At 40.4% G+C, this 23,606-nt stretch carries 20 protein-coding genes; 10 read left to right on the top strand and 10 right to left on the bottom strand.

Going from position 1 to position 23,606, the window contains the following annotated elements:
* Positions 1-48: 48 nt before the first annotated feature.
* The 3 genes from RGQ13_RS08335 (at position 49) to RGQ13_RS08345 (ending at position 4,233) form a co-directional block, all read left to right on the top strand.
* Complete coding sequence (locus RGQ13_RS08335) at positions 49-1,602, top strand: class I adenylate-forming enzyme family protein (protein ID WP_348393095.1); 1,554 nt, start codon at positions 49-51, stop codon at positions 1,600-1,602.
* Positions 1,603-1,611: 9 nt separating this feature from the next.
* The gene (locus tag RGQ13_RS08340; protein WP_348393096.1) at positions 1,612-2,844 is read left to right on the top strand and encodes a thiolase family protein; all 1,233 of its coding nucleotides are present in this window, start codon (positions 1,612-1,614) and stop codon (positions 2,842-2,844) included.
* A gap of 129 nt (positions 2,845-2,973) precedes the next feature.
* Positions 2,974-4,233 (top strand): MFS transporter, encoded by a 1,260-nt coding sequence (locus RGQ13_RS08345; RefSeq protein ID WP_348393097.1) that lies wholly within the window; start codon positions 2,974-2,976, stop codon positions 4,231-4,233.
* Between the two features lie 93 nt (positions 4,234-4,326).
* On the opposite strand, the gene RGQ13_RS08350 is transcribed toward RGQ13_RS08345, so the two are convergent.
* The 6 genes from RGQ13_RS08350 to RGQ13_RS08375 all read right to left on the bottom strand — a co-directional run bounded on the left by RGQ13_RS08350 (position 4,327) and on the right by RGQ13_RS08375 (position 11,540).
* A complete protein-coding gene (locus RGQ13_RS08350; protein ID WP_348393098.1) occupies positions 4,327-5,442 on the bottom strand; it encodes a YkvI family membrane protein in 1,116 nt (371 codons plus the stop codon).
* Positions 5,443-5,588: 146 nt separating this feature from the next.
* Positions 5,589-6,341: an SDR family NAD(P)-dependent oxidoreductase gene (locus RGQ13_RS08355; RefSeq protein WP_348393099.1), complete on the bottom strand. Its 753-nt coding sequence runs from the start codon at positions 6,339-6,341 to the stop codon at positions 5,589-5,591.
* Positions 6,342-6,516: 175 nt separating this feature from the next.
* Positions 6,517-7,815 (bottom strand): GntP family permease, encoded by a 1,299-nt coding sequence (locus RGQ13_RS08360; RefSeq protein ID WP_348393391.1) that lies wholly within the window; start codon positions 7,813-7,815, stop codon positions 6,517-6,519.
* A 23-nt stretch (positions 7,816-7,838) separates the two neighbouring features.
* On the bottom strand, positions 7,839-9,002 hold the full coding sequence (locus RGQ13_RS08365; RefSeq protein WP_348393100.1) for an alpha-hydroxy acid oxidase: 1,164 nt from the start codon (positions 9,000-9,002) through the stop codon (positions 7,839-7,841).
* A 43-nt stretch (positions 9,003-9,045) separates the two neighbouring features.
* Positions 9,046-9,756 carry a FadR/GntR family transcriptional regulator gene (locus RGQ13_RS08370; protein WP_348393101.1) on the bottom strand — a complete coding sequence of 237 codons (711 nt, stop codon included), beginning with the start codon at positions 9,754-9,756 and terminating at the stop codon, positions 9,046-9,048.
* Positions 9,757-10,157: 401 nt separating this feature from the next.
* The gene (locus RGQ13_RS08375) at positions 10,158-11,540 is read right to left on the bottom strand and encodes a metal-dependent hydrolase family protein (RefSeq protein WP_348393102.1); all 1,383 of its coding nucleotides are present in this window, start codon (positions 11,538-11,540) and stop codon (positions 10,158-10,160) included.
* 135 nt (positions 11,541-11,675) lie between these two features.
* Here RGQ13_RS08375 and RGQ13_RS08380 point away from each other — a divergent pair, with 135 nt between their 5' ends.
* Together RGQ13_RS08380 and RGQ13_RS20150 are read left to right on the top strand one after the other, a co-directional pair.
* The gene (locus tag RGQ13_RS08380) at positions 11,676-12,671 is read left to right on the top strand and encodes a helix-turn-helix domain-containing protein (protein ID WP_348393103.1); all 996 of its coding nucleotides are present in this window, start codon (positions 11,676-11,678) and stop codon (positions 12,669-12,671) included.
* Positions 12,672-12,699: 28 nt separating this feature from the next.
* Complete coding sequence (locus RGQ13_RS20150; protein ID WP_405054180.1) at positions 12,700-12,879, top strand: helix-turn-helix domain-containing protein; 180 nt, start codon at positions 12,700-12,702, stop codon at positions 12,877-12,879.
* A 43-nt stretch (positions 12,880-12,922) separates the two neighbouring features.
* Here the strand turns inward: RGQ13_RS20150 and RGQ13_RS08385 are convergent, their stop codons facing one another.
* Positions 12,923-13,756, bottom strand: a complete 834-nt coding sequence (locus tag RGQ13_RS08385) for an EthD domain-containing protein (protein WP_348393104.1) — start codon at positions 13,754-13,756, stop codon at positions 12,923-12,925.
* Positions 13,757-14,096: 340 nt separating this feature from the next.
* On the opposite strand from RGQ13_RS08385, the gene RGQ13_RS08390 reads away from it, so the two are divergent.
* Positions 14,097-15,266 (top strand): porin, encoded by a 1,170-nt coding sequence (locus tag RGQ13_RS08390; protein WP_348393105.1) that lies wholly within the window; start codon positions 14,097-14,099, stop codon positions 15,264-15,266.
* 184 nt (positions 15,267-15,450) lie between these two features.
* Here RGQ13_RS08390 and RGQ13_RS08395 read toward each other — a convergent pair whose 3' ends face one another.
* The gene (locus RGQ13_RS08395) at positions 15,451-15,930 is read right to left on the bottom strand and encodes an Lrp/AsnC family transcriptional regulator (protein WP_348393106.1); all 480 of its coding nucleotides are present in this window, start codon (positions 15,928-15,930) and stop codon (positions 15,451-15,453) included.
* A 210-nt stretch (positions 15,931-16,140) separates the two neighbouring features.
* On the opposite strand from RGQ13_RS08395, the gene RGQ13_RS08400 reads away from it, so the two are divergent.
* Genes RGQ13_RS08400 through lpdA form a run of 4 tightly spaced genes read left to right on the top strand, consistent with a single transcriptional unit; the run spans position 16,141 to position 21,544 of the window.
* Complete coding sequence (locus tag RGQ13_RS08400) at positions 16,141-17,385, top strand: 3-methyl-2-oxobutanoate dehydrogenase (2-methylpropanoyl-transferring) subunit alpha (protein WP_348393107.1); 1,245 nt, start codon at positions 16,141-16,143, stop codon at positions 17,383-17,385.
* Positions 17,386-17,389: 4 nt separating this feature from the next.
* Positions 17,390-18,403, top strand: coding sequence for an alpha-ketoacid dehydrogenase subunit beta (locus RGQ13_RS08405; RefSeq protein ID WP_348393108.1), 1,014 nt, complete (start codon positions 17,390-17,392; stop codon positions 18,401-18,403).
* Between the two features lie 4 nt (positions 18,404-18,407).
* Positions 18,408-20,123 (top strand): 2-oxo acid dehydrogenase subunit E2, encoded by a 1,716-nt coding sequence (locus RGQ13_RS08410; protein WP_348393109.1) that lies wholly within the window; start codon positions 18,408-18,410, stop codon positions 20,121-20,123.
* A 5-nt stretch (positions 20,124-20,128) separates the two neighbouring features.
* Positions 20,129-21,544: a dihydrolipoyl dehydrogenase gene (gene lpdA / locus RGQ13_RS08415; RefSeq protein ID WP_348393110.1), complete on the top strand. Its 1,416-nt coding sequence runs from the start codon at positions 20,129-20,131 to the stop codon at positions 21,542-21,544.
* 148 nt (positions 21,545-21,692) lie between these two features.
* Here lpdA and RGQ13_RS08420 read toward each other — a convergent pair whose 3' ends face one another.
* Both RGQ13_RS08420 and RGQ13_RS08425 read right to left on the bottom strand, forming a co-directional pair.
* A complete protein-coding gene (locus tag RGQ13_RS08420) occupies positions 21,693-22,058 on the bottom strand; it encodes a hypothetical protein (RefSeq protein WP_348393111.1) in 366 nt (121 codons plus the stop codon).
* A gap of 61 nt (positions 22,059-22,119) precedes the next feature.
* On the bottom strand, positions 22,120-23,511 hold the full coding sequence (locus tag RGQ13_RS08425) for an amidohydrolase family protein (RefSeq protein WP_348393112.1): 1,392 nt from the start codon (positions 23,509-23,511) through the stop codon (positions 22,120-22,122).
* Between the last annotated feature and the right edge of the window lie 95 nt (positions 23,512-23,606).

Below are 23,606 nucleotides of genomic sequence, written 5' to 3' on the forward strand. Positions count from 1 at the left end.
AACAATTAATCAGAAAATAGTAAGTAATAAATTAAAAAGGACGTATTCATGCGTATTATCGATTTTTGGGATCAAGGCGTAGCTTATCACGCAAACAATCAAGCGTTTGTAGATAACACCAGTAAGTACACTTATGGTGAAGCGGATAAAGAAATCCACAAAATAGCCGCTGCTATCCACGGTAATGGTTTTAGTAAAGGTGCAAGAGTGGGTGTATATGCTCCAAACTCAAACGATGCATGGCTAGCACTACTTGGTTTAATGCGCGCTGAAAGTATTTGGTTGCCAATTAATCCGCGCAACAGCGTTGAAGTGAATGTTGATTTATCTGATCGTTTTAACATGGATATTATGTTTTACGATGCCTGTTTCAATGCTGAAGTTAAAGCGATTGCAGCACAAGTGCCTTCAATTAAAGCGTTTGTATGCATTACAGGAGAAGGCGAAGTAGGTCAGTCGTTAACAGATTTCGTTGCCGGCCAAGTGGAGTTTCATCAAGTTGGTGAACAAAGCGTTAATGAACTTGCGGCAATTTTTCCTACCGGTGGCACAACAGGTAAGTCGAAAGGCGTACTGATGAATCATGAAGCGCTTGAAACATTCGCTATCAATTGGTTTACCCACTTTAAATTTGAAGAGAATAGTGTTCACTTGGTTGTTGCGCCGATGACTCATTCTGCTGGCATTATGGGCTGCTTACACTTTATGCGTGGTGGTACAAACGTAATCACTAAGCATGTTGACCCATTATCAATTATGCAAGACATCAGCGAGCACAAAGTCACTCACTTATTTTTACCGCCAACCGTTATGTACATGATGTTAGCGCACGAAGACATTGCTAATTATGATTACTCATCGTTGCAACATTTTGTTGTCGGTGCAGCCCCAACTTCAGTAGAAAAACTAAAAGAAGCATGTAAAGTTTTCGGGCCTTGTATGACTGAAGCTTATGGTCAAACAGAAGCACCAGCTGCCATTACCTTAAAAGCACCATGGGATTACATGGACAAAGATGGCAACATCAATGAAGAGCGTTTAGCGGGTATTGGTCGTCCTGCTGGTCTTAATATGGTCAAGATCTTAGGTGAAGACGGCAAAGAGGTTGCTCGCGGTGAAGCCGGCGAAATTTGTGTTAAAGGTCGTTTAGTAACATTAGGTTATTTAGATAACCCTGAAGCGACAGCCGAGGCTCATAAAAAAGGTTGGTTATGGACTGGTGATGTTGGTGTAATGAATGAAGATGGTTACATTAAGATTGTTGATAGAAGTAAAGATTTAATCATTACTGGTGGCTTTAACGTTTACCCTAATGAAGTTGAACAAGTTATCTCTGAAAACGCCGCTGTACAAGAATGTTCAGTTATTGGTGTTCCTGATGAGAAATGGGGTGAATCAGTAAAAGCTGTTGTGCAGTTAAAACCAGGTCAAACAGCTACGGAAGAAGAACTTATCTTAGCGGTTAAAGCTAAATTAGGCTCTGTTAAAGCCCCTAAAACCGTTGATTTTATAGATGACTTACCACGCTCTCCAAACGGAAAAGTGATGAAAGCAGACCTTCGTAAGACGTACTGGTCTGGTAAAGATCGCGCTGTAAACTAGGAATTTAAAATGAAACAAAATGCATATATTGCCGGTGTTGGTATGACCAAGTTTGGTAAACACCTTGACCGTTCATTAAAATCACTTGCCAGTGAAGCAATTTATATCGCGTTAGAAGATGCCGGTATTAGCAAAGAAGAGCTGAACGCGGCCTATTGCGGTAATGTTGGTGCTGGTGTGTTGCAGGGCCAAACCTGTGTACCTGGGCAAGTAATATTACGTGATATGGGTATAGGTAAAATTCCAGTAATCAACATTGAAAATGCTTGTGCATCTTCTGCTACTGCGTTTCAACAAGCCTGCTCTATGGTAACAATGGGCGCTTACGATATTGTTTTAGCCTTTGGTGTTGAAAAGTTATTCCATAAAGATAAATTGAAAACCTTTGGTGTATTCTCTGGTGGTATTGACGTAGAGAAAAACGATGAACTGCTGGCTGAAGTCGGTGAAAAGTTAAAGGCACTTGGTATGCCTGTTGATGAAGGTGCTGGTACTAACCGCAGTGTATTTATCGATATTTATGTGTCTTGGGCACTGGACCATATGCAAAAGTATGGTACTACTCGTGAACAACTTGCGGCGGTGTCTGCTAAAAACTCATACCATGGCAGCATGAACCCTTATGCCCAATATCGCGATGTAATTACTGTTGACGATGTATTAAACTCTCGCGAAGTGGTTTATCCATTAACATTACCAATGTGTTCTCCAATTGGTGATGGCGCATCAGCCACTATCATTGTGAGTGAGAAAAAAGCGAAAGAGCTTGGCATGAGCCGTATGGTTAAAGTTGAAGCTTCGGAGCTTTCAAGTGGCTACGATTACGCTGAAGATACTGGTTTAGAATGTCCTAAAGTTGGTGCTGAAAAAATCTATAACACTACCGGTATTTCACCAAGCGATTTAGATGTAGTTGAACTACACGATGCCTCGGCTATTTCTGAAATTATGTACTACGAATACCTAGGCCTTTGTCCACAAGGCGAGGGTGGTAAGCTAATTGAAGAAGGCCACACTAAATTAGGCGGACGAATTCCAGTAAACACCTCTGGTGGTTTAATGCGTAAAGGTCACCCTATTGGCGCGACAGGAACATCACAAATTACCGAACTTGTTTGGCAATTACGTGGTGAAGCTGGTGAACGCCAAGTTAAAGGTGCAAAACTCGCATTAGCTGAAAACGGTGGCGGCTTCATCGGCACCGATGTTGCTGCATTAGCGTTAACCGTTTTAAGCAAATAGTTTAGTTACAACAAAAATCATAAAGGGGTCAGTACCTTTTAGCTTATTAAAGCTAAAAAGGTACTGACCCCTTTTTTTTAAGCTATTCTATTAATTGAAGTTTCTTTTGTATTAATAGGATTGTATACGTTGTTAAGAATATTTTTTCAAAGCGAGCAATGGCATAAACGCTATTCAGTGCTTTCTCTAGTGCTTGTCGCTTTATTTATCTGTTATATCGATAGGGTAATGGTCTCAGTAGCTTCTATAGAAATGCAGCGTGTTTTTTCTTGGAGCGATACTGAAAAGGGCTTTGTGCTATCAAGTTTTTTTATTGGCTATTTAGTCATGCAAATTCTTGGTGGTTTATTATCTAATCGCTTTGGCGCCTATCTGGTTTTTGCGATTGCAGTTATGTTCTGGTCTTTATTCACGTTAATCACTCCACTGGCTGCAAGCATTTCTTTTTCTGCATTAATTGTTGCTCGTATTTTTTTGGGGTTAGGCGAGGGGGCAGCATTTCCATGCTCTTATAGATTATTAAATGACTGGATGAAAAAAGACGAACTATCAAGATCTTATGGCTTAATGAATATGTCTACTGCTATTGGAAGTGTGTTCTCGTTACTGATCACCGGTACATTAATTATATGGTTTGGCTGGCAGTCTGTGTTTTATATATTTGGCATTATGGGCTTAATCTGGGCCTATTTTTGGTTCAAGCTAGTGCCTAATAAAAATCAAAATATTTATCAAAGCGTCGAGGATAATAACACTATAAAAGAAAAACGCAGCATACCGTATAAGGCGTTGCTAATTGCACCACCAGTATTAGTTTTATATTTTATTGGTATGGTGATGGGCACGATAGCGTTTGCGTTAGCAAGCTGGTTGCCAAGTTACTTTGTAGATACCTTTGAATTGTCCATATCAAAAGCTGGTTTATATTCAATCTTACCATGGTTGGTGTTATCTTTTATCGCACCATTAACTGGCTTAGTGGCTGATAAATTATTACACAGAGGTATGGCGAGCCTAAAAATTCGTAAGCTGGTAACTTGCACCGGTATGGTATTAATTATTGCTGGTTTTTATCTGTTAACGTTTGCACCATCACTGTTTCAAGCACTTGCCTTAATTGTAATGATTTTTACTGGACTCGGTATTTGTGTAACTGGTTATGTACCTCTCGCTTCCGAATTATTCCCGAAACATTCAGATGTTATCTATGGTTTTGTTGCCGGTATTGGCTCTTTAGCCAGTATTTTTATTATAAGTTTGACAGGTAAAATGCTGGATCAAAGTAATTCATACGACGGCTTGTTCAACCTGCTTGCCTTAGCAACAGCTTGTACATTTTTTATTTTTGCCATCTTCGCCAAAAATAAACCTATAGCTATAAATAAATAGTCATAAAAAGCAGTAGTTTTATCTAAGATAATCGTACTGCTGTTTTTATTTTACAACGACTCTATGACTTTGAAATATAACCGTTAACTAGGCTTATTTATTTGCTTTGTACGAACGCATATTTTTGAAAATAGCACAAGCAAGGAATACAAGGCCGGCGTAACCAACAGTTGGGTAAATCCAGTTAACTAGCTGTGCAAATGGTAATAAAGTAGCACCTATTAAACCAAGAAGAACAAGACTCACTACCAAGGTATTATATTTCGGCGTTTTATCTTCAGCAAAGCGAGAGCAAACGGTCCATAATAGTGGGGTTGCTGTTGTGTAAATTCCACAAAAAATAATGATGGCAAAGATTGAAGCATAAACAGGCAATACATCATTCGCTAATGCCATTACTGGAATTTGACTGCTATTAACAACGTCAACTTTAACCATTAGTGCAAGTACCAATAGGAATAATGCACCAACAAATAATAGTGGACCTAAAATAGACGAATATTTTAGGTCATTTTCACACTTGGCACTTGCCCCTAATGCAGGAAGAAAACTTGCAAGACCGGGTATCATTAAGCCCGCATACAATAACGCCGACATTAACCAGTTATTTGATGCTGCTAATATATCCATTTCTGCAACTTTCGCTGCACCTTCTACAATAGTTACTGGCGTTTCAACTAAAGTTAAAATAGATATCAAAATGGTAAAGGCGACTATTATGGGGCCAATTATGGCAATTATATTGACTATTTTTCGAAGACCCATCAGCAAAGTACCGCCAGATAGTAAGGCCATTAGTACGGTTCCGATATAACTAGGAAGTCCATAATGCTGCTCTATTGTTGCACCGGTACCCGATAGCATAATAGCGTACACAGCAACAATGAAAATCATTGTATACCAGGTTAAAAACTTGCCAACATAGTTACCACAATAATGCACAAATACATCTTCATTTCTTTTAAATCCATGCTTGAAACCAACTTTGTATAATATGTTGCATACATAAGTTAAAAGAATAAAACTGATCATACAGCCAATTAAACCATTGATTCCAAAACTGACAAAAAACTGTATGCCTTCTTGACCTGTAGCAAAACCAGAGCCGATTAAATACGCCATGAATGCGCCGGATAAACGAACAACTGACATAGGGTTAAACGGTTTTTCACTCATAGGCAAATTTTTATTAGCTACTGTTGTTATCATAATTATAGCTCTCTCAAATCAAAGGGGTATCTGAGTGTAGCAACAAGTAGTAACAATCTTTTGTGCAAATATTATAAAAAAAAGGGCCTTTTTAATAAAAAAGCCCTTTTTCGTGATTATTTTGCGTTTAAATATGTATTTAGTTGTTAGGTTTGTAAATAACCACCGTCCACTTGCAAGGCAACACCATTTACATAACTTGAATCATCGGAGCAAAGCGAACGCACCATTTTGCCGATATCTTCGGCTGTGCCTAAACGCTTTTGTGGGATACGAGATAAGAACCAATCAGTGTCTTGATCTGCAGTCAAAGGAGTAGCGATAAACCCTGGGCAAACAGCATTACAACGAATGCCTTCAGCGCCATGATTAACCGCGATTTGCTTAGTTAGGCCAACTACAGCGTGTTTTGCGGCAGTGTATTCAATACTTGAACCATCAATAGGGCGTAAACCACAAACAGAAGAATTATTAATTATAACGCCACCGCCATTTTTAAGCATGGCAGGTACTTGCTGCTTGATACAGTAAAAAACTGAATTCAAGTTAATATTAATAACATTTAACCACTGCTCATCGGCTAAGTCTTTCACATGAGCAGGTTTACCGCCAATGCCTGCGTTGTTAAAGGCAAAATCTAAACGGCCGAATTTTTCTATGGCGATATCACAAATTTCTTTTGCGGTATCAGGTTTTGATATATCAGCGACTAATGTTTCAACTTTTACATTAAATTCATTAATAATGTCGCCAGCCAAATCATTTACGTTGGCTGATAAATCAGTAATTACTAAATTTGCGCCGGCTTCTGCAAACGCTTTTGCTGCAGCTTTACCTATACCTTGAGCAGCACCAGTGATGATGGCAACTTTGCCTGAAAAGTCTGTAATAGAAGACATAGAACTACCTTAAATATTTTATCTACGTGTTATCTTATTGCCTATTAGCATGAACTTAAACTTGTGGTCTGTCCATGTAGTTTAAGATAAAGCGTAGGTCATTAGCGGCAACTCATATGTCAATTATGGACAGCTTGGTGCTGGGTTTGTATAAAATATGCTTAATACTAATAATTTAAAATAAGCCAAATAATGCAACTGCCATTACCGTGCCAATAAGCGGCAATATCACCGTTAACGCAAATATTGGCCCATAAGCTGACGCATGACTTTCGCCACAAATAGCTCGAACAGTGGTCACGACATAACCATTGTGAGGCAATGAATCTAGGGCTCCAGAGCTGATCGCTACGACGCGATGTAATTCGCCGGCATCTACTCCAGAGTTTAAATAATGTGGAGCTAACTCGGGTAGAGCAATTGATTGACCACCAGAAGCTGAGCCGGTAATGCCAGCGATGATAATAATCGCTACCGAAGCACTGACTAAGCCACTGCCAGGTAAACTCATCACAAAGTCCATGGCGATATCAAAGCCAGGGGTCATTTTTGCAACCGCACCAAAACCAACGACCGCACAGGTATTACCTGTAGCGATTAAGGCAGAATAAGCCCCATCGTTTAAGGCTTTTTCGATATTTTGAAAATGACTGATATTGAGTAGGTAAGTTAGAATGCAGCCTACTAATAAGGCAAGAACTAATGCGTTTTGGTGCAAGGTTTCGTGGCCAAGAAAGCTAACGACTACGATAGAAAATAATGGCAGCAACGATGGCAATAGAGCAGGTAAATTACGTTCGTCGGGATGCGGATCGTTGTCACGGTGCTCAAAGTTCTCACCATTGGCAACGGCAGTAGTGATCATTTTATTCAGCCAAATGAATCCGGCTATTGCCATAAAAATTGCAACTGGAATACTCACTTCCCAGCCGGCCCAAGGTGATGTGTGCAAATATTTAATAGGGATCCAATTTTGAATTTCTGGAGAGCCTGCTGTGGTCATCGTAAAGGTAGCAGAGCCAAATGCTAAGCAACCGGGAATAAAGCGTCGAGGCAAATTAGCTTCACGAAACAGGCTTAACGCAATGGGATAAGAAGTAAAAGCGACAACAAAAACACTAACTCCACCGTAGGTTAGTACGGCGCAGGCTAGTACAACCGCAACGGCAGCTCTTTCGCTGCCAACTTTAGTCATAATATAATGTGATACTTTTTCTGCTGCGCCACAATCTTCCATTAGTTTACCGAATATACTACCGAGCAAAAATACTAAGAACCAGGAGGCAAAAAAGCTGGTAAAGCCCTTCATATAGATAAAGGTAAAGCCGTGCTCGGCAACGGTGGCAATATCTATACCACTGAAAAACGCTAAAATTAACGCACAAAATGGCGCAACGACAATAAGGTTGGCACCACGCATGGTTAGCCAAATTAATAGCGCTAACGATAAGATTAAAACTAATATTTCCACAATACTTCTCTTTTTTATTGGTTTTATTATTTAATGTGATTATTAATGATTAGATGTTCGCTGTTGATCTCATCTACAGATTTACAGCCAAGCAGGGCCATTGTTCGTTCTATTTCACTACTTAGTATGTTGATTGTTTTTTCGACACCTTTTTGACCTCCAGCAGCAAGACCATATAAATATGGACGGCCAATAGAGCAAGCATTAGCGCCAAGTGCTAGTGCTTTAACTACGTCAGAGCCGCGACGGATGCCGCCATCAACAATCAGTTCGAGCGAATCACCAATAGCATCTCGAATTGGCGCGATACAATCAATTGGCGCCGGGGCAAAATCAAGCTGACGGCCACCATGGTTTGATACCATCATTGCACTACAGCCTACTTCGACTGCTTTTTTAGCATCTAACACCGATTGTGAACCTTTAAGCACAAACGGGCCATCCCATTGCTCGCAAAGCCAGGCAACATCATCCCAGGTAACGGATGCATCAAACTGAGAGTTAACGTATTGAATTAAGCCCATGGTGCCTTTTGATAAACTGGTATCCCAATGTGATATATTGGCAAGCTTAAAGTCACTATTACGTAATAAGTTGAATGCCCACTGCCAGTGAGTCATATAACTAAGCATGCTTTTCATAGTTAATTTCGGCGGTATCCCCATGCCATAATAATGATCACGTTCACGGTTGCCCGCAATAGCGGTATCTACAGTTAAACAAAGCGCTTTGTAACCTGCCGATTTTGCGCGTTTTACGTATTCTTTAGTCAGCTCACGGTTTTTAAAAATGTAAATTTGAAACATTTTATCTGAATCAATTGTCGAGCCAATATCTTCTATGCTGGTAGTCGCCATGGTTGATAGGCTATACAATGTGCCCATCTTTTCGGCGGCTTTTGCTACGGCAAATTCTTTATCATGATGAAATAGGCGGCTCATACCGGTAGGCGCTAAGAAAAATGGCATTTTTAAATCACAACCGAGAACCTTCGTTGAGATGTTCACTTTAGATACATCATTTAACTGATTCGGCATCAGTTGATAATCATCAAAGGCACTACTGTTACGTCTTAAACTCCATTCGTCATCGGCTCCACCTGCCATATAGTGATACATGGTCGCTGGTAATTTTCTTTTCGCTTTTTTCTTTAAATCATTAATATTGAAGCAGCGGTTCAATGAACTCATGATTATTTCCCCAAAGTGTTTTTGCCCAATAGCAGGGCATTTGTTATTTTAATTTTATATACTGTTTTACCGCATCAATATGAGCGTTCGCCGCATCTTGTGCCTCTTGCGCATCGCCTTTGATTATGGCGTCATAAATACGTTGATGCTGGGCGATTAAATCGCGATGATTTTGTGCAAATGGGTAAACTTTATCGCCTAGCATATACATAAAATTCATCATCAAATCGCGAATACTGTTGAGCGCGAGCAATAACACCTGATTATTTGCTGCCATATAAATACTGCGATGAAAGGCGATATCTTTTTCGGCAACAGCTGAGCCATCATCTGAATGCTCTAAATTAACAAGTTGCTGAAAAGCTTCGCTAATTTTGTCTTTATCTTGTTTAGTCGCATTTATTGTTGCCAGCTTGGTCGCTTCACTTTCCAATAAACGCCGAACATAAAACATATCCGTCAAAGTCTTTTTATCGTTATTTAATAAATCAATCAGCGACCGACTAGGCTGTATATCTTTAAACAAAGCCACATGGGTGCCACTACCTCGCTTGGTTTCAAGAACGCCGCGAGCGTTTAGCTCTTTAATAGCTTCGCGAAGGCAGTTCCTGGAAACCTTAAGTGTTTGACTTAATGCTCTTTCTGAAGGCAGTTTTTGCCCTTCCGTTAATGAACCGTCAATGATCATGGTTTCGAGCTTTTTAGCTATGATTGATGATTTAGACGATTGTGTTGTTGCTGATTTATTTGCCATGGCTGACCTTAACTAAAATGTTTGAGGACTTACAGTTGATTACATGTGCTGTGATTGAAAGGTGCTGTTTACAAAGGGGTTTTTAATAAACGGTAAATATAAACTAAAATTGGTAGTACCAATTAAATGGTATATTGACTATTTTATCAGCACTTGTAAAGTACAAACGGAGTTGGCATTCCTTCATCCCTGAAGTGAGCCAACTTTATAACATCCATGTTAAGTTGGCATTCCTTCATCCCTGAAGTGAGCCAACTTTATAACATCCATGTTAAGTTGGTATTCCTTCATCCCTGAAGTGAGCCAACTTTATAACATCCATGTTAAGTTGGTATTCCTTCATCCCTGAAGTAAAAAGCCCCGCAGTGCGAGGCTATGTTATTCATATGAAAAGAGGGGAGTTATAATGTGTTTTTATAAATTTTACCGTCTTTCATTATTACTTTTAATGTTTTTATACCTTTGTCACGAGCAGGTGCCGCAAACCATTTTTCGTTACCGCCAATTACACTGATGTCCTCAAGCGGGTTACCGTCTACAAGTAATAAGTCGGCTAATGCGCCTACTTCAACCACACCTAATTTACCAGGGTATGGGTTTGAACCACCTGACATTGCAACCAATTCGCCTGCTGATGAGGTCATAGATTTTAAGGCAATAAAGTTGCCGTACTCTTTTGACCATACCCATTTTTCATGGTCGCGGTGACGACGAGCATTAACGCCAGATTCATTAACTAAGTCGGCAGTAAAGGCCATGTTAGGTTGCACTTTTCTGATTATATTAGTGTAGTTTTTACTGTCTTCAATAAACTCTTCTACTTTAGCACGCACTATTGGATTACCACCGTAAACAGGGTGCTCTAAGAGTGCTGGCGACATACCTGCCAAGTTCCCTTGGAAGAACACTCCTGCTTCTTTACCCATGCGAGCGGTTTCTTCAGAGATAAACTGACCATGTTCGATAGATTTTACCCCTAAGCGAATAGCGCGTTGTACGTGTTTATCTTGATAAACATGCACTGCAACATAGGTATCTCGAGCTGCAGCTTCTTCAACTGCTGCTGTTATTTCTGCATCGGTAAATTGTGCGGCAAATAACGGACCTTTAAGCGAAGAAATACCACCGCCTATCATTAATTTGATTTGCGATGCACCAACGGCGAAGTTACGACGAACCGCTTTTCTAATTTCGTCTTCTCCATCGGCCAGTTGGGTTAAGCCCAATTTTACCAAGTTACTATTTTCAGGATTTTCCTGCATCGATGCCATGACAATATCAGCATGGCCTGATGTTTGTGATATGTAACTACCTGAAGGGTAGATGCGAGGACCATCAATAATGCCTTTGTCGATAGTCTTCTTTAAACCATTTGGTGTGGCGCCCATACCTCTTATGGTAGTAAAACCTTCATATAACCACTCTTGGGTGTTACCCGCTGCAACGGCGCCAATTTCATCCCAGCGAGCTGATTCAATAGCGAGCAAACCACCTTCAATAAGCATATTCGGGTGAACATGAGTATCCATTAAGCCTGGCATTAATGTTTTACCCGTACCATCGATGATCATAGCATCATCTTTAACGCTAATGTCTTTTGCTGAAATGACGGTAATTTTATTGCCATCAACCAATACATTTAAATCGCTGTAAATTTTGTCTTCAGTGCCGTTAAAAACATTCACATTGGTGAACAGGGTTTGGGCAGCCATAACGCTATTGATACTCATCCCAGCAATTAATACACTAGCGGCAACAAACTTCATTTTAGACTTCACGTTCATCGATATACACCTCATAGGAATTTAAAAATTAGATATTTGTGACTTGCTGTATAGTTTAGTCTAGGCTGATAATATCTCGGTTGCCATTTTCTACCGTTTTCAATATTCAAACACTCTTTTACACTTGATTACAATATGAAAAACATACACTTAGTAAAGACAGGAAATATCAGACCAACAATTTTGTTTTTTAAAAGTAAGGGCATCCCCGTTGAAAAACTGATGGCACTGTCGAAACTGCCAATGTCGGTATTTAATGCCAATGATGATGAACCTATGCCGGTTCATGCCTTCTGGCACTTTGTGCAATTGTGTGGTGATGCCAATAAAGAAGACGATCTTGGTTTTCAGTTGGTTAGTGAGCAGGGCATGGCCGTTATTCAAAAAATAGCTGATAAGGCAATCGCTGAAGCTATAACTTTGCATGATGCTATTGCCATATTAGTTAAATTCATCAGTAGTTATTCTACTCATGCAAAATACTGGCTCGACAGCAAAGACGATGGTATTTGGTTTACTGGCGGCAAAGTAGAGATTAACGATCTCGACTTTCATCTGATGGAGCAAATCGCACTAAGCAATTTAATTTGTTTTGTCCGCCACTACCTTGGTACTAACTGGCAACCTAAAGCTATTCGTTTGCAACAAAGCAAAAACCTGACGGTAACCAAGCGCAACTATCCAAAATCATTAGTTGCGACAAATCAGGATGTCACTGCCATATTTATCGACAATGGAGAACTTGGTACCAGTCATCCTGAATTACTGTCACTGTATGATGATTTAGAATTATTAAAAAGTAATAGCTTTCAGCAGAAATTGTATTTAGCCATTAAGCCATATTTTGGTGAAGGCTTGCCATCATTACAGCAACTTGCAGAAATTCTTGGTTTATCGCTTCGACAAATACAGCGCAGGTTGAGTAAGGAAGGCGTGACATTTCGCCACGTATTGCACAAGCTAAGCTTTGATATTGCTAAAGAACAGCTAATCCACAGCGATAAAAAGATCATCGATATTGCCGCCGATCTAGGTTATTCCGATAAATCTCATTTTAATCGGGCATTTCATCAATGGAGTGGCATGGCGCCCTCGGCATATAGAGCGCAGATGATGCAGGAGTCTAAATAAAAAAGGGTACTGACCCCTTTTTTACGTATTGCACAAGCTAAGCTTTGATATTGCTAAAGAACAGCTAATCCACAGCGATAAAAAGATCATCGATATTGCCGCCGATCTAGGTTATTCCGATAAATCTCATTTTAATCGGGCATTTCATCAATGGAGTGGCATGGCGCCCTCGGCATATAGAGCGCAGATGATGCAGGAGTCTAAATAAAAAAGGGTACTGACCCCTTTTTTCTTTCATTTTTAAGCTGTGGTTAATAAACCGCACCAAAGAATGCAGGCATTGGGCGTACGATAATTTGCTTATCTATAACGTAGTGATCTTGGGTTACAAATAAACGGCCTCTATCTTTATCGGCAAACAAGTCAATATCGTCCATCGACATAGCAACTACTTCAGCACACTCTTCTGCTGGGAAATCTGGGGCTACTTGCTCGGTTGAAATCCAACCTTCAGCATGGCCAATCAAGTCATCACACACTTCATAGCCGCGCAGGTTAGCAATATAGTCAACAAACGTTGAATCTATTACATGGGCTTGTACATATTTTTTCTGTACCGAATACTTAATGTCCTGCCTTGATACAGCACCATGGCAAGAGTTCCAATGTAACTGTGCACCTTGGCGAGTTAGTTTAGAATATTTACGCACTACATAATGAATGTGAACATATTCAGAGCCAGGTGTTGCATGTACATCTTCGGCATCATGCGGGTAAAACTGAGCAATGTCATGAGTCATGCTGATATTTGATTGGGCAATATCAACGTACTGGTTTTCTGACTCAAATAACCTTTGCATCGCCTCTTTAACTTCAGCAAGCTGGCTACCAGCTTTTAATGTTTCAATATCGTTAAAGTGTAAATGGTCGACAAAGTCATAATGAATAGGGCCGGTCTGGTAAGCTTCAATGCTGGCAATACCTACAGGATGATCAGGTAAAATTTCACACTTTTGATAACGACGTACGCCAATTTTTTCTAGATAGGCCTTTTGTAATTCTGCGTGTTCCCCTAGCCAATAGTTTTTAAACTCTTCGCTGCTGATGTTTGCTTTTTTCTTTATATAATAAGTTATCTTGAACATCTGTTTTCCATGTTTTCTTTACTTAAGGTTAATATTTACAAAATAAATCGTTCATTACTGGTCTTATAAATGGGAAAAATTGTCTTTATATAGGCGAAAATTGTCATAAGAATATTTTTCTGTTTAACCTGTTATTGCTTATTAAGCATAGAATAGTTTGGGAAAACTTTAGCAAAGTTATCAAATTTCACAGTTAATTTGTCAAAGAAATTTATAAGTGTTTTGTTTTGTATTACCTTGTTTTTATTTGTTTTTTGCTCTTTTTTCAATGAGTTAGTATTGCTATAAATGCGTCAATTATTTTTGAGTTTCACACTTAAATCCATTTATTGAGGCATTTATGCAAAATACAAAAGCGGTAGCCGTTACAGCAATAGCGTTAGGTTTAACATCTTTCACATCATCGGCAATAGAAATTTATAAAGATAAAGAAAACGCACTTAGTGTTGGTGGTTTCTTTGGAGTTAACTATTTAGTTGCAGATGACTATGATGAATTAGCAAATGGTGCTTCACGCGTGAACTTTGAGTTTACTCGTGAATTGAAAGACGGTTGGACTGCATTTGCTAAAGCTGAATGGGCTGTAAACTTAGTAACCAGTAATTCGGACCTTATTGTTAATGGTGATGGTCGTCTATCTCCTGGTGCTGCTGATGACACCATTTCTACTCGTTTAGGATATGTTGGTGCCAAACATGACAAATGGGGCTCAGTGTCTTTAGGTAAGCAATGGGGTTCTATTTATAACGTTACTGCGCCTACTGATATGTTAAATGCATTTGGTGCTGAAGCTGCGGGTAGCTTTAATATGGGTACTGACGGTGGTTACACCGGTGCGGGCCGTGCTGAACAAGCAATTCAATACAACAACACGTTTGGTAACTTATTTGTGAGCGTTCAAATGCAAGCAACTGAAGAAAACGTTGAAATTGATGAAGAATTTTTAGCTAATCACCTTCCTGAAGCTGGTATTCCAGGAACTATTCCAGCAACTGATTTAGAAATAACGTATGACAACAGCTACGGTATTGCAGCAATTTATGCATTACCATTTAACCTCACAGCTGGTTTAGGCTACAACATTGCTGAGCTGGAAGTTACGTCTGAATCTGTTGGTATGAACGAAACATTAGACGATACTATGACTGCTGCCAGCTTAACTTACGGTTCTATCGGTAACTATGGTTTCTATGCGGCAATTGTTGGCTCTGTAACAGAGAATCATGAGTTAGACAGTGAAGGTAGATTAATTGATGCTACTGGTTTAGAAGCAGTAGTTACTTACCGCTTCAATAATGATATTGAATTATTAGCCGCGGTTAACACGTTAACTGCTGATGAAAGTGATAACGACTATGAAATGAGCTATTACGTAGCTGGTATTGGTTACTACTGGGCAGATGATTTTAAAGTTTACGCTGAATACAAAATGGATGATTCAACAAACGTCGATGGTTCAGAGTCTTCTAACGGTGATATGTTAGCAATAGGTGCTAGATACTCGTTCTAATTTTTAATTCATGAACGAATTAACTTAGAATGCCAAGGATGGAGTTAAATTCTGTTACATCAGGGATGATGGAATGCAAATTGTCATATGTGGCATTAAATCGATAACGTCCGAATGAATTCAGACCAACCATAGTATAGACAGTGGTTGGCGTGAATTTATTCGCGCGTTATAGCAAATAAGCTTAAGCCCTTAAATGCGTTAATGGCAAATCAGTTTTATAACATACCTGCTTTAATGAAAAGCTACTTTTAATATGATTTATACCTTCCATTTCGGTCACTTTGTTCAAAAAGACTTGGTAATTGCTTAAGTCTGGTACCGCGACTCGAATCAGGTAGTCAAAATCACCGGTCATTAAATAACACTCCATCACCTCTGGCCAGATACTGATATGTTTTTCAAAAACTTCTAAATATTCTTTTTTCTGCCTACTCAAAGTAATTTGTACAAAAACATTAACCGGTAGGCCAACCGTTTTAGGATCTAATAGGGTTACTTTTCCGCGAAAGAACCCAGCTTCTTCTAGTAGTTTTACTCGTCGAGAGCAGGGGGAAGGTGACAAGTTAACTTTATCGGCTAATTCTAGATTTGAAATACCGGCATCATGTTGCAGGGTTCTAAGTATTTCAATATCGGTTTTATCTAAGGTAAAGGTGTCCATAGCTGATTTGTCAATGTTATTAAATTAGTTGTCAATATACATTTTAGTGGTGAATAAAGCCAATAAAGATAAGAAATTTAATTAGTTATTCTAATTGAGTGTGTTAATGGTGGTGTTTTTGGTATGAAAGCCTAATTGTACTCATGATATATTTTTCATTATGCATTGTTTGCTGTGTTTGACAGCAAAACAAAACCATAGGAAATAATAATGAGTGATAAAAATCCACTTTCCACCCCATTGAGTTTACATGTTCCGGAGCCTTCTTCTCGTCCGGGCGATAAGCCAAACTTTAGTCATATTACCGTACCAGATGCTGGTAATGTGCGTAGACCTGCTGTTGACAGTAACCCTGCTGATATGCGTGATCTTGCTTTTGATATGGTTCGTGTTTTAGATGACAACGGCCAAGCTGTTGGTGACTGGGATCCCAAGTTAGCTGATGATGTGTTAATCAAAGGTTTAACGGTGATGTTAAAAACGCGCATATTTGATGAGCGTTTATTTATGTCGCAGCGCCAAGGTAAAACCTCTATTTATGTGCAGTGTCGCGGTGAGGAAGCGATAGCCTGTGCACAGCGCATGGCCTTATCAAAAGGAGACATGTGTTTCCCTACGTATCGTCAACAAGGGTTATTGATTGCGCAAGACTTCCCTATGGTCGATATGATTAATCAAATTTATTCAAACTCGAAAGATAAATTAGGAGGTCGTTCATTGCCATTTTTCTATTCTGAGCGTGATTACGGGTTCTTCTCTATTTCTGGCAACTTAGGCACGCAATTTATGCAGGCCGTAGGTTGGGCTATGGCTTCAGCCATTAAAGGTGACAATAAAGTTGCTTCCGCTTGGATTGGAGATGGTTCAACGGCGGAAAGCGATTTTCACTCTGGTCTTGTGTTTGCCTCAACGTATAAACCGCCAGCGGTATTAAACGTTGTAAACAACCAATGGGCAATTTCAACGTTCCAAGGCATTGCTAGTGGTGAAGCTGCAAACTTCGCCTGTCGTGGTCATGGCTTTAATATTCCATCTTTACGTGTTGATGGTAATGATTTCTTAGCAGTTTATGCCGCAAGCCAGTGGGCAATAGAACGTGCTCGCAAGAATCTAGGTGCAACGTTAATTGAGTGGGTAACCTATCGAGCTGCAGCGCACACTACCAGTGACGATCCAACAAAATATCGTCCTGCTGATGAAGCCGAGCACTGGCCGTTAGGCGATCCTATCGAACGACTAAAGCAGCATCTTATAGTTAAAGGTGTTTGGGACGAAGATAAACATCAAGCATTAACAAAGCAGCTAAAAGCAGAAGTGAAAGCTGCAGCAAAAGAAGCGGAAAGCTACGGTACTTTGGGTAAAGGTGACTTACCGGCGGTTAGTGAAATGTTTAATCATGTTTATAAAGAAATGCCTGCGCATCTTCGTAAACAACGTCAAGAAGCTGGAGTATAAACGAATGCCTAGTAAAAATATGATCGAAGCCATTCGTGATGCACTTGATGTGAAAATGGCCCAAGATGAAAACGTAGTCGTTTTCGGTGAAGATGTTGGTTATTTCGGCGGCGTATTTCGCGCAACTGAAGGCCTGCAAGAAAAATATGGTAAGCAGCGTTGTTTTGATGCACCTATTTCAGAATTAGGCATAATTGGCGCCGCTGTTGGTATGGGCGCTTATGGCCTGCGTCCAGTACCAGAAATTCAGTTTGCCGATTACATTTTACCTGCATACGACCAAATTGCTTCAGAAGCGGCGCGTTTGCGTTACCGCTCAGGAGGTGAATTTTTCGCACCTATTACCATTCGTACCCCTACAGGTGGCGGTATTTATGGGGGGCAAACCCATTCGCAATCACCAGAGGCTTTGTTTACTCATGTTGCTGGGTTGAAAGTGGTTATTCCTTCAAACCCATATGATGCTAAAGGCTTATTAATTGCCTCTATTGAAGATGATGATCCTGTAGTGTTCTTTGAACCTAAGCGTTTATACAACGGCCCATTCGATGGGCATCATGACCGCCCAGTAACGCCTTGGGGTGAACAGCCATTAGCTGAAGTACCAGAAGGGCACTACACCGTTGAATTAGGAAAAGCAGCAGTAGCAAGAGCAGGAAACGACGTAACCATTTTAACGTATGGCACTATGGTGCATGTTGCAATTTGCGCCGCACAAGAAACTGGTATCGACGCTGAAGTTATCGACTTACGTACGCTATTACCTCTTGATGAAGAAACTATTATTGCCTCGGTTAAGAAAACCGGTCGCTGTGTCGTGGTTAATGAAGCAACAAAAACCAGCGGTTTTACCTCAGAGTTAACTACCGTCGTACAAGAAAACTGTTTTTATAATTTAGAAGCGCCGATTATTCGTGTAACCGGTTGGGATACGCCTTATCCGCATGCACAAGAATGGGATTATTTCCCTGGCCCAGGTCGTGTTGGTGAAGCATTAGTTAAAGTGATGGAAGGGTAAAAATATGAGTAATTATTTAATTGAAGTACCTGACATCGGTGAAGGTATTGCAGAAGTTGAAGTAGTTGAATGGAATGTTGCTATTGGTTCAACTGTTGAAGAAGATGACGTACTTTGTGTGGTTATGACCGACAAAGCAACGGTTGAAATACCGTCACCTGTTGGCGGAAAAATTGAATGGCGTGCTGTTGAAGCGGGCGATATGATCGCTGTAGGCGCTGACTTTGTGAAATTACAAGTTGCAGCTGATGAAAGTAATTTTGATGAAAGCGCAGAATCAGAACCAGTAGCTGAAGCCGAGCTTGTGGTAGAAGAAACGATTGAAGCTGTTACTACAGAAGTTGAAGCTGCAGCACCAACACATAACTTACCAGGTAACTACTATATTGATGTTCCTGATATTGGTGAAGGTATCGCTGAAGTCGAAATTGTTGAATGGAACCTTAATATAGGTGACAGCATTGAAGAAGATGATGTGCTTTGTGTTGTTATGACCGACAAAGCAACGGTTGAAATTCCAGCACCAATTGACGGAAAACTTTTATGGCGTGCCAGCGAAGCGGGCGAGATGATTGCCGTAGGTGCAATGTTTGTACGTTTAGATGTTGGAGGTGAAGGGAATTTATCTGAACTAAAAGAGCAGACAAGTGCAACTCCAGCAACAGTTCCTGCGCCTGTTAACACTGAAACACTTAAAGCAGCCGATCCAGTAAAAGAAACTATTGCTAAATCAGCGAAAGCAGCATTTGATAAACCAACGGTCAATGCTAAAAATACCTCAATATCTTCAGTGCCTGTAGCCGCGCAAAGTATAGGCGCACCACGTGCTGAAGGTGATAAGCCCATGGCATCACCAGCCGTTCGTCAACGAGCATTAAATGCCGGCATTAATTTAAACTTTGTTCGTGGCAGTGGCCCAGCAGAGCGTATAACGCATGATGATTTAGATGCGTTTATTGCGGGTCAATCAAATGCAATGGCGCCCATGGCTAATTTTAATGCCGGACCAACCGCTGATGAGTCTGTTGAAGAAGTTAAAGTCATTGGTTTACGTCGTAAAATTGCGGCAATCATGCAAGATACCATGCAGCGTATTCCACATTTCACTTACGTTGAAGAAATTGACGTTACCGAATTAGAAAAACTTCGCGCTAAGCTAAACAAAGAAAAAACCGCAGAGCAGCCTAAATTAACCATGTTACCTTTCTTTATGAAAGCTTTGGTTATCGCGATGAAAGAGTTCCCAGAAATGAGCGCTCGTTTTGATGATGATGACAACATTGTTTATCGTTATGGTGCAGCGCATGTTGGTATTGCCACCCAAACCGACAGTGGGTTAGTGGTACCAGTAGTACGTCATGCTGAAACGCTTGATTTATGGCAATCTGCTGATGAGGTTAAGCGTTTATCTACTGCCGCACGCAGCGGTAAAGCCAAACGTGAAGAGCTAAGCGGCTCAACCATTACCATTACCAGTTTAGGGCCAATGGGCGGTATTGTGACCACGCCGGTTATCAACTCTCCAGAAGTTGCCATTATTGGTATTAACAAAATGGCGAAACGTCCGGTATGGCAAGACGGTGGTTTTGTACCTCGCGACATTATGAATATTTCATCTTCATTTGATCATCGTGTAATCGATGGCTGGGAAGCGACGTTATTCGTGCAACGTATTAAGAGCTTATTAGAAAGCCCTGCAACCTTATTTATGAAGGGATAAAAATTATGAGTTCAATTTCATGTAAAGTATTAGTGGTAGGTGCTGGCCCAGGTGGCTACGTTGCGGCAATTCGTGCTGGTCAACTTGGTTTAGACACCGTTATCGTTGAAGGCGACAGAGCCGGCGGTACGTGTTTAATACGCGGTTGTATTCCGTCAAAAGCATTAATTCATGCGGCTACTCGTTTTGAAGAAATTAATGCTCATACCGGTGCTGGTAAGCTAGGAATAACCGTATCGCAACCTGCGCAGTTAGATATGCCCAAGCTGATTGATTGGAAAGAATCGATCGTGGCACGATTAAGCGGCGGCGTTGAAAGCTTACTTAAAAAGAACAAAGTAAACCATGTTAAAGGTTGGGCAACGTTTTCTGATGCGAAAAACTGCACCGTTGAAACTGCAGACGGTCCGGTAACCATAAAAGCTGAAAACGTTATTTTAGCGAATGGCTCAACAGCAACAGAATTGCCATTTTTACCGTACAGTGAAAATGTTATTTCGAGCACTGAAGCACTAGAACAGCAAGAATTGCCAAATCATTTAGTGGTGATTGGAGCCGGCTATATTGGTTTAGAAATGGGGATTGCTTATCGTAAGTTAGGTGCAAAAGTGACATTTATTGAAGGCATGGATCGCATTTTACCGCTATACGATAAAGAGTTAACCAAACCTGTTGCTGACTGGCTGAAAAAGCACGATGTCAAAATTGAATATAAAGCGCGAGCGCAAGGCGTTGTTGATCACGGTAGTGACGACGGGGCAACTTTAACCTATACCGATAAAAAGGGCATTGAACATGCTATCCACGGTGACAAAGTATTAGTCACTGTTGGTCGTCGCCCTAACACTAAAGGCTATGGCCTTGAAAACATGTGTATTGATATGGATGGTCCATTTGTAAAAGTAGATAACCAATGTCGCACAGCAATGAAAGGTGTATGGGCAATTGGTGACTTAGTTGGCGAGCCAATGCTTGCTCATAAAGCTTCGGCACAAGGTGAAATGGTTGCTGAAATTATCTCAGGTTTAAAACGCGAGTTTAACCCTACTGTTATTCCTGCGGTATGTTTTACTGAGCCAGAACTTGTTGGTGTAGGCTTAACGCCAGATGATGCAAGCGCACAAGGCATTAAAACCAAAGTTGGCAAATTCCCATTTGCCGCAATTGGCAAAGCACTTGCAATGGAAGCGGGCAGTGATGGCGGCTTTGTTCGTATTACCGCCCGTGAAGATAACCATGTGGTGATTGGTATTCATGCGGTTGGTGCACACGTTGCCGAGCTTTCAAATCAATTTGCTACGGCCATTGAAATGGGGGCCCGTTTGGAAGATTTAGCCAATACCATTCACGTTCACCCAACACTGGGTGAAGCCACGATGGAAGCGGCGATGGCGTCTTTAGGTCATGCGATTCATATTTAATCTTTGATTAAACAGTTAAAGGGGTCGTTAATATTTACTCTAACCGATAAATATTAACGACCCCTTTTAATACCTTTAAGAGGTTTGTCAGCCTACTTAACTGTTTTATCGCCAGAAACTAATTGTTTTGATTTTATTAATGCTTTGCTCATTTGCTCATTTGCTCACTAGGCATCAATTCAATCACTTTGTATGAAGTTAGCATGCCAGCGGGTAAACGCATTAAATAAATGGCTTGAATAAGTTCGTTGTCGTTTGGAATGGTTACCGTGATGTAGTTTTTACCATCACCTAAACCAAAGTAGTAGCTTAATACCTCACCACCAAGCTCTTTAAATGCTCCTTCAACAGATGATTTTCTGTCGGCAGGATTATCCATCAAATATTTCCATGCCGCGGCATTTGGTTCACCAATAAACATAAAGTGTCTTTTGTCTTGTTGCTCTGCAGATGCAGCAGTACTAAATAATCCGAGTACTGCAACATTCAACATAATTAAAATTAATTTTTTCATTTTTAAATTCCTTAAATACGAGTGATGATTTCATCACTCTTAGTATTAATCACCGAGGTTACTACAGGGTGTTTTTATAAATTTTGCCGTCTTTCATGATAATTTTCATACCATCGATGGCACCTTCGTCACGGTTAGGAACACTGAAAATATCAGCTTGTGCACCGATAACGCTTAAGTCTTCTAATGGATTACCGTCAACAAGTAATAAATCAGCATAGGCACCCACTTCAACAACACCAATTTTTCCTGGATACGGATTGCCTTTACCAGTTAGTGCAGCAAGCTCACCACCATAAGACGTTAATGCTTTAAGGGTATAAAAGTTGTCAAATAACTCTCCCCAGCGGAAAATTTCATAATCGCGTTGTTTACGCGTCATGTATGGGTCTACCGTTACTACATCGACACCAAACACTGCCTTTACGCCATTGCGTTTAATAATATTTGGTAACTCTCTTGCTTCATCAAAGGCCATGTCAGCCTTATCTCGAGTTGGCGTACCTTTTGGGCCAAATACCGCTTCAACCGGAAACTTAGGACTTACCGTGCCAAATTGTGGGTTAGTCATGATGTTGTTTTTTGCCATTAACTTGGCAGTATCGTCAGTGATATAAGGGGTATGTTCAAACATTTTAAGCCCAGCTTTCATCGCACGACGCACATCTTTATCATTAAAGACATGAGCAGTTACGTAAGAATCCCAAGCATCAGCAGCCTCTACCGCAGCCTTTAACTCAGCTTCATTCATTTGCGTGGTAAAAAGCGGATCTTTATCTGAGAAGATACCGCCACTGATGGTTAGCTTAGTAAAGTCAGCATATTGGGCGTAGTTATTACGCGCGGCTTTTAGTACTTCATCCGCACCATCGGTATTTTTAATGAAACCTAAGCGATTTATATTTGATACTTCAAATTGTGCTTCGCTAACATTTGAAACTAAACGCCAATCACCATGCCCGGCGGTTTGTCCGATAACAGTACCTGCAGTGTAAATACGAGGACTGTCAACTAGGCCTGCGTCTGCTGCATTTCTAAAGCCAGCATTTAAGGTACCAAGATCTCGTATGGTGGTGTAACCATCCATCAATATATGACGAGCAGCGCCGGCGGCCATGGCACCAACTTCTTGCCAACTACGGTTTTCAAGCGTGTTATAGCCACCTTGCATATATTGCAAGTTTAAATGAGTGTGCGATTCGATTAATCCTGGCATCAAGGTTTTACCTGTACCATCAATCAATGTTGCTGTGTCATCAACTTTCGGTAGCTCAGCAGAAATCGATGTGATTTTATTGCCATCAACTAACACGTTTAAGTTACTATAAAGTTGATTGTCGGTGCCGTTAAAAACATTAACATTTTTGAATAGCGTTTGTGCAGCTTGTGCATTAGCTGCAATAAAGGCAGTAACAACAAGAGCCCCTAATAGTTTGATTTTCATTGCTTTCATAAGATAAAACCTCGTTATGAGTAGTAAAGATTGATTAAATTATAAGTAAATTTTATGATGGTATTTACCACTTTGGGACATTTTGGCGTTTTTAT

The sequence above is a fragment of the Thalassotalea psychrophila genome, assembly GCF_031583595.1.
In the GTDB taxonomy this organism is placed as follows: Bacteria; Pseudomonadota; Gammaproteobacteria; order Enterobacterales; family Alteromonadaceae; genus Thalassotalea_A; species Thalassotalea_A psychrophila.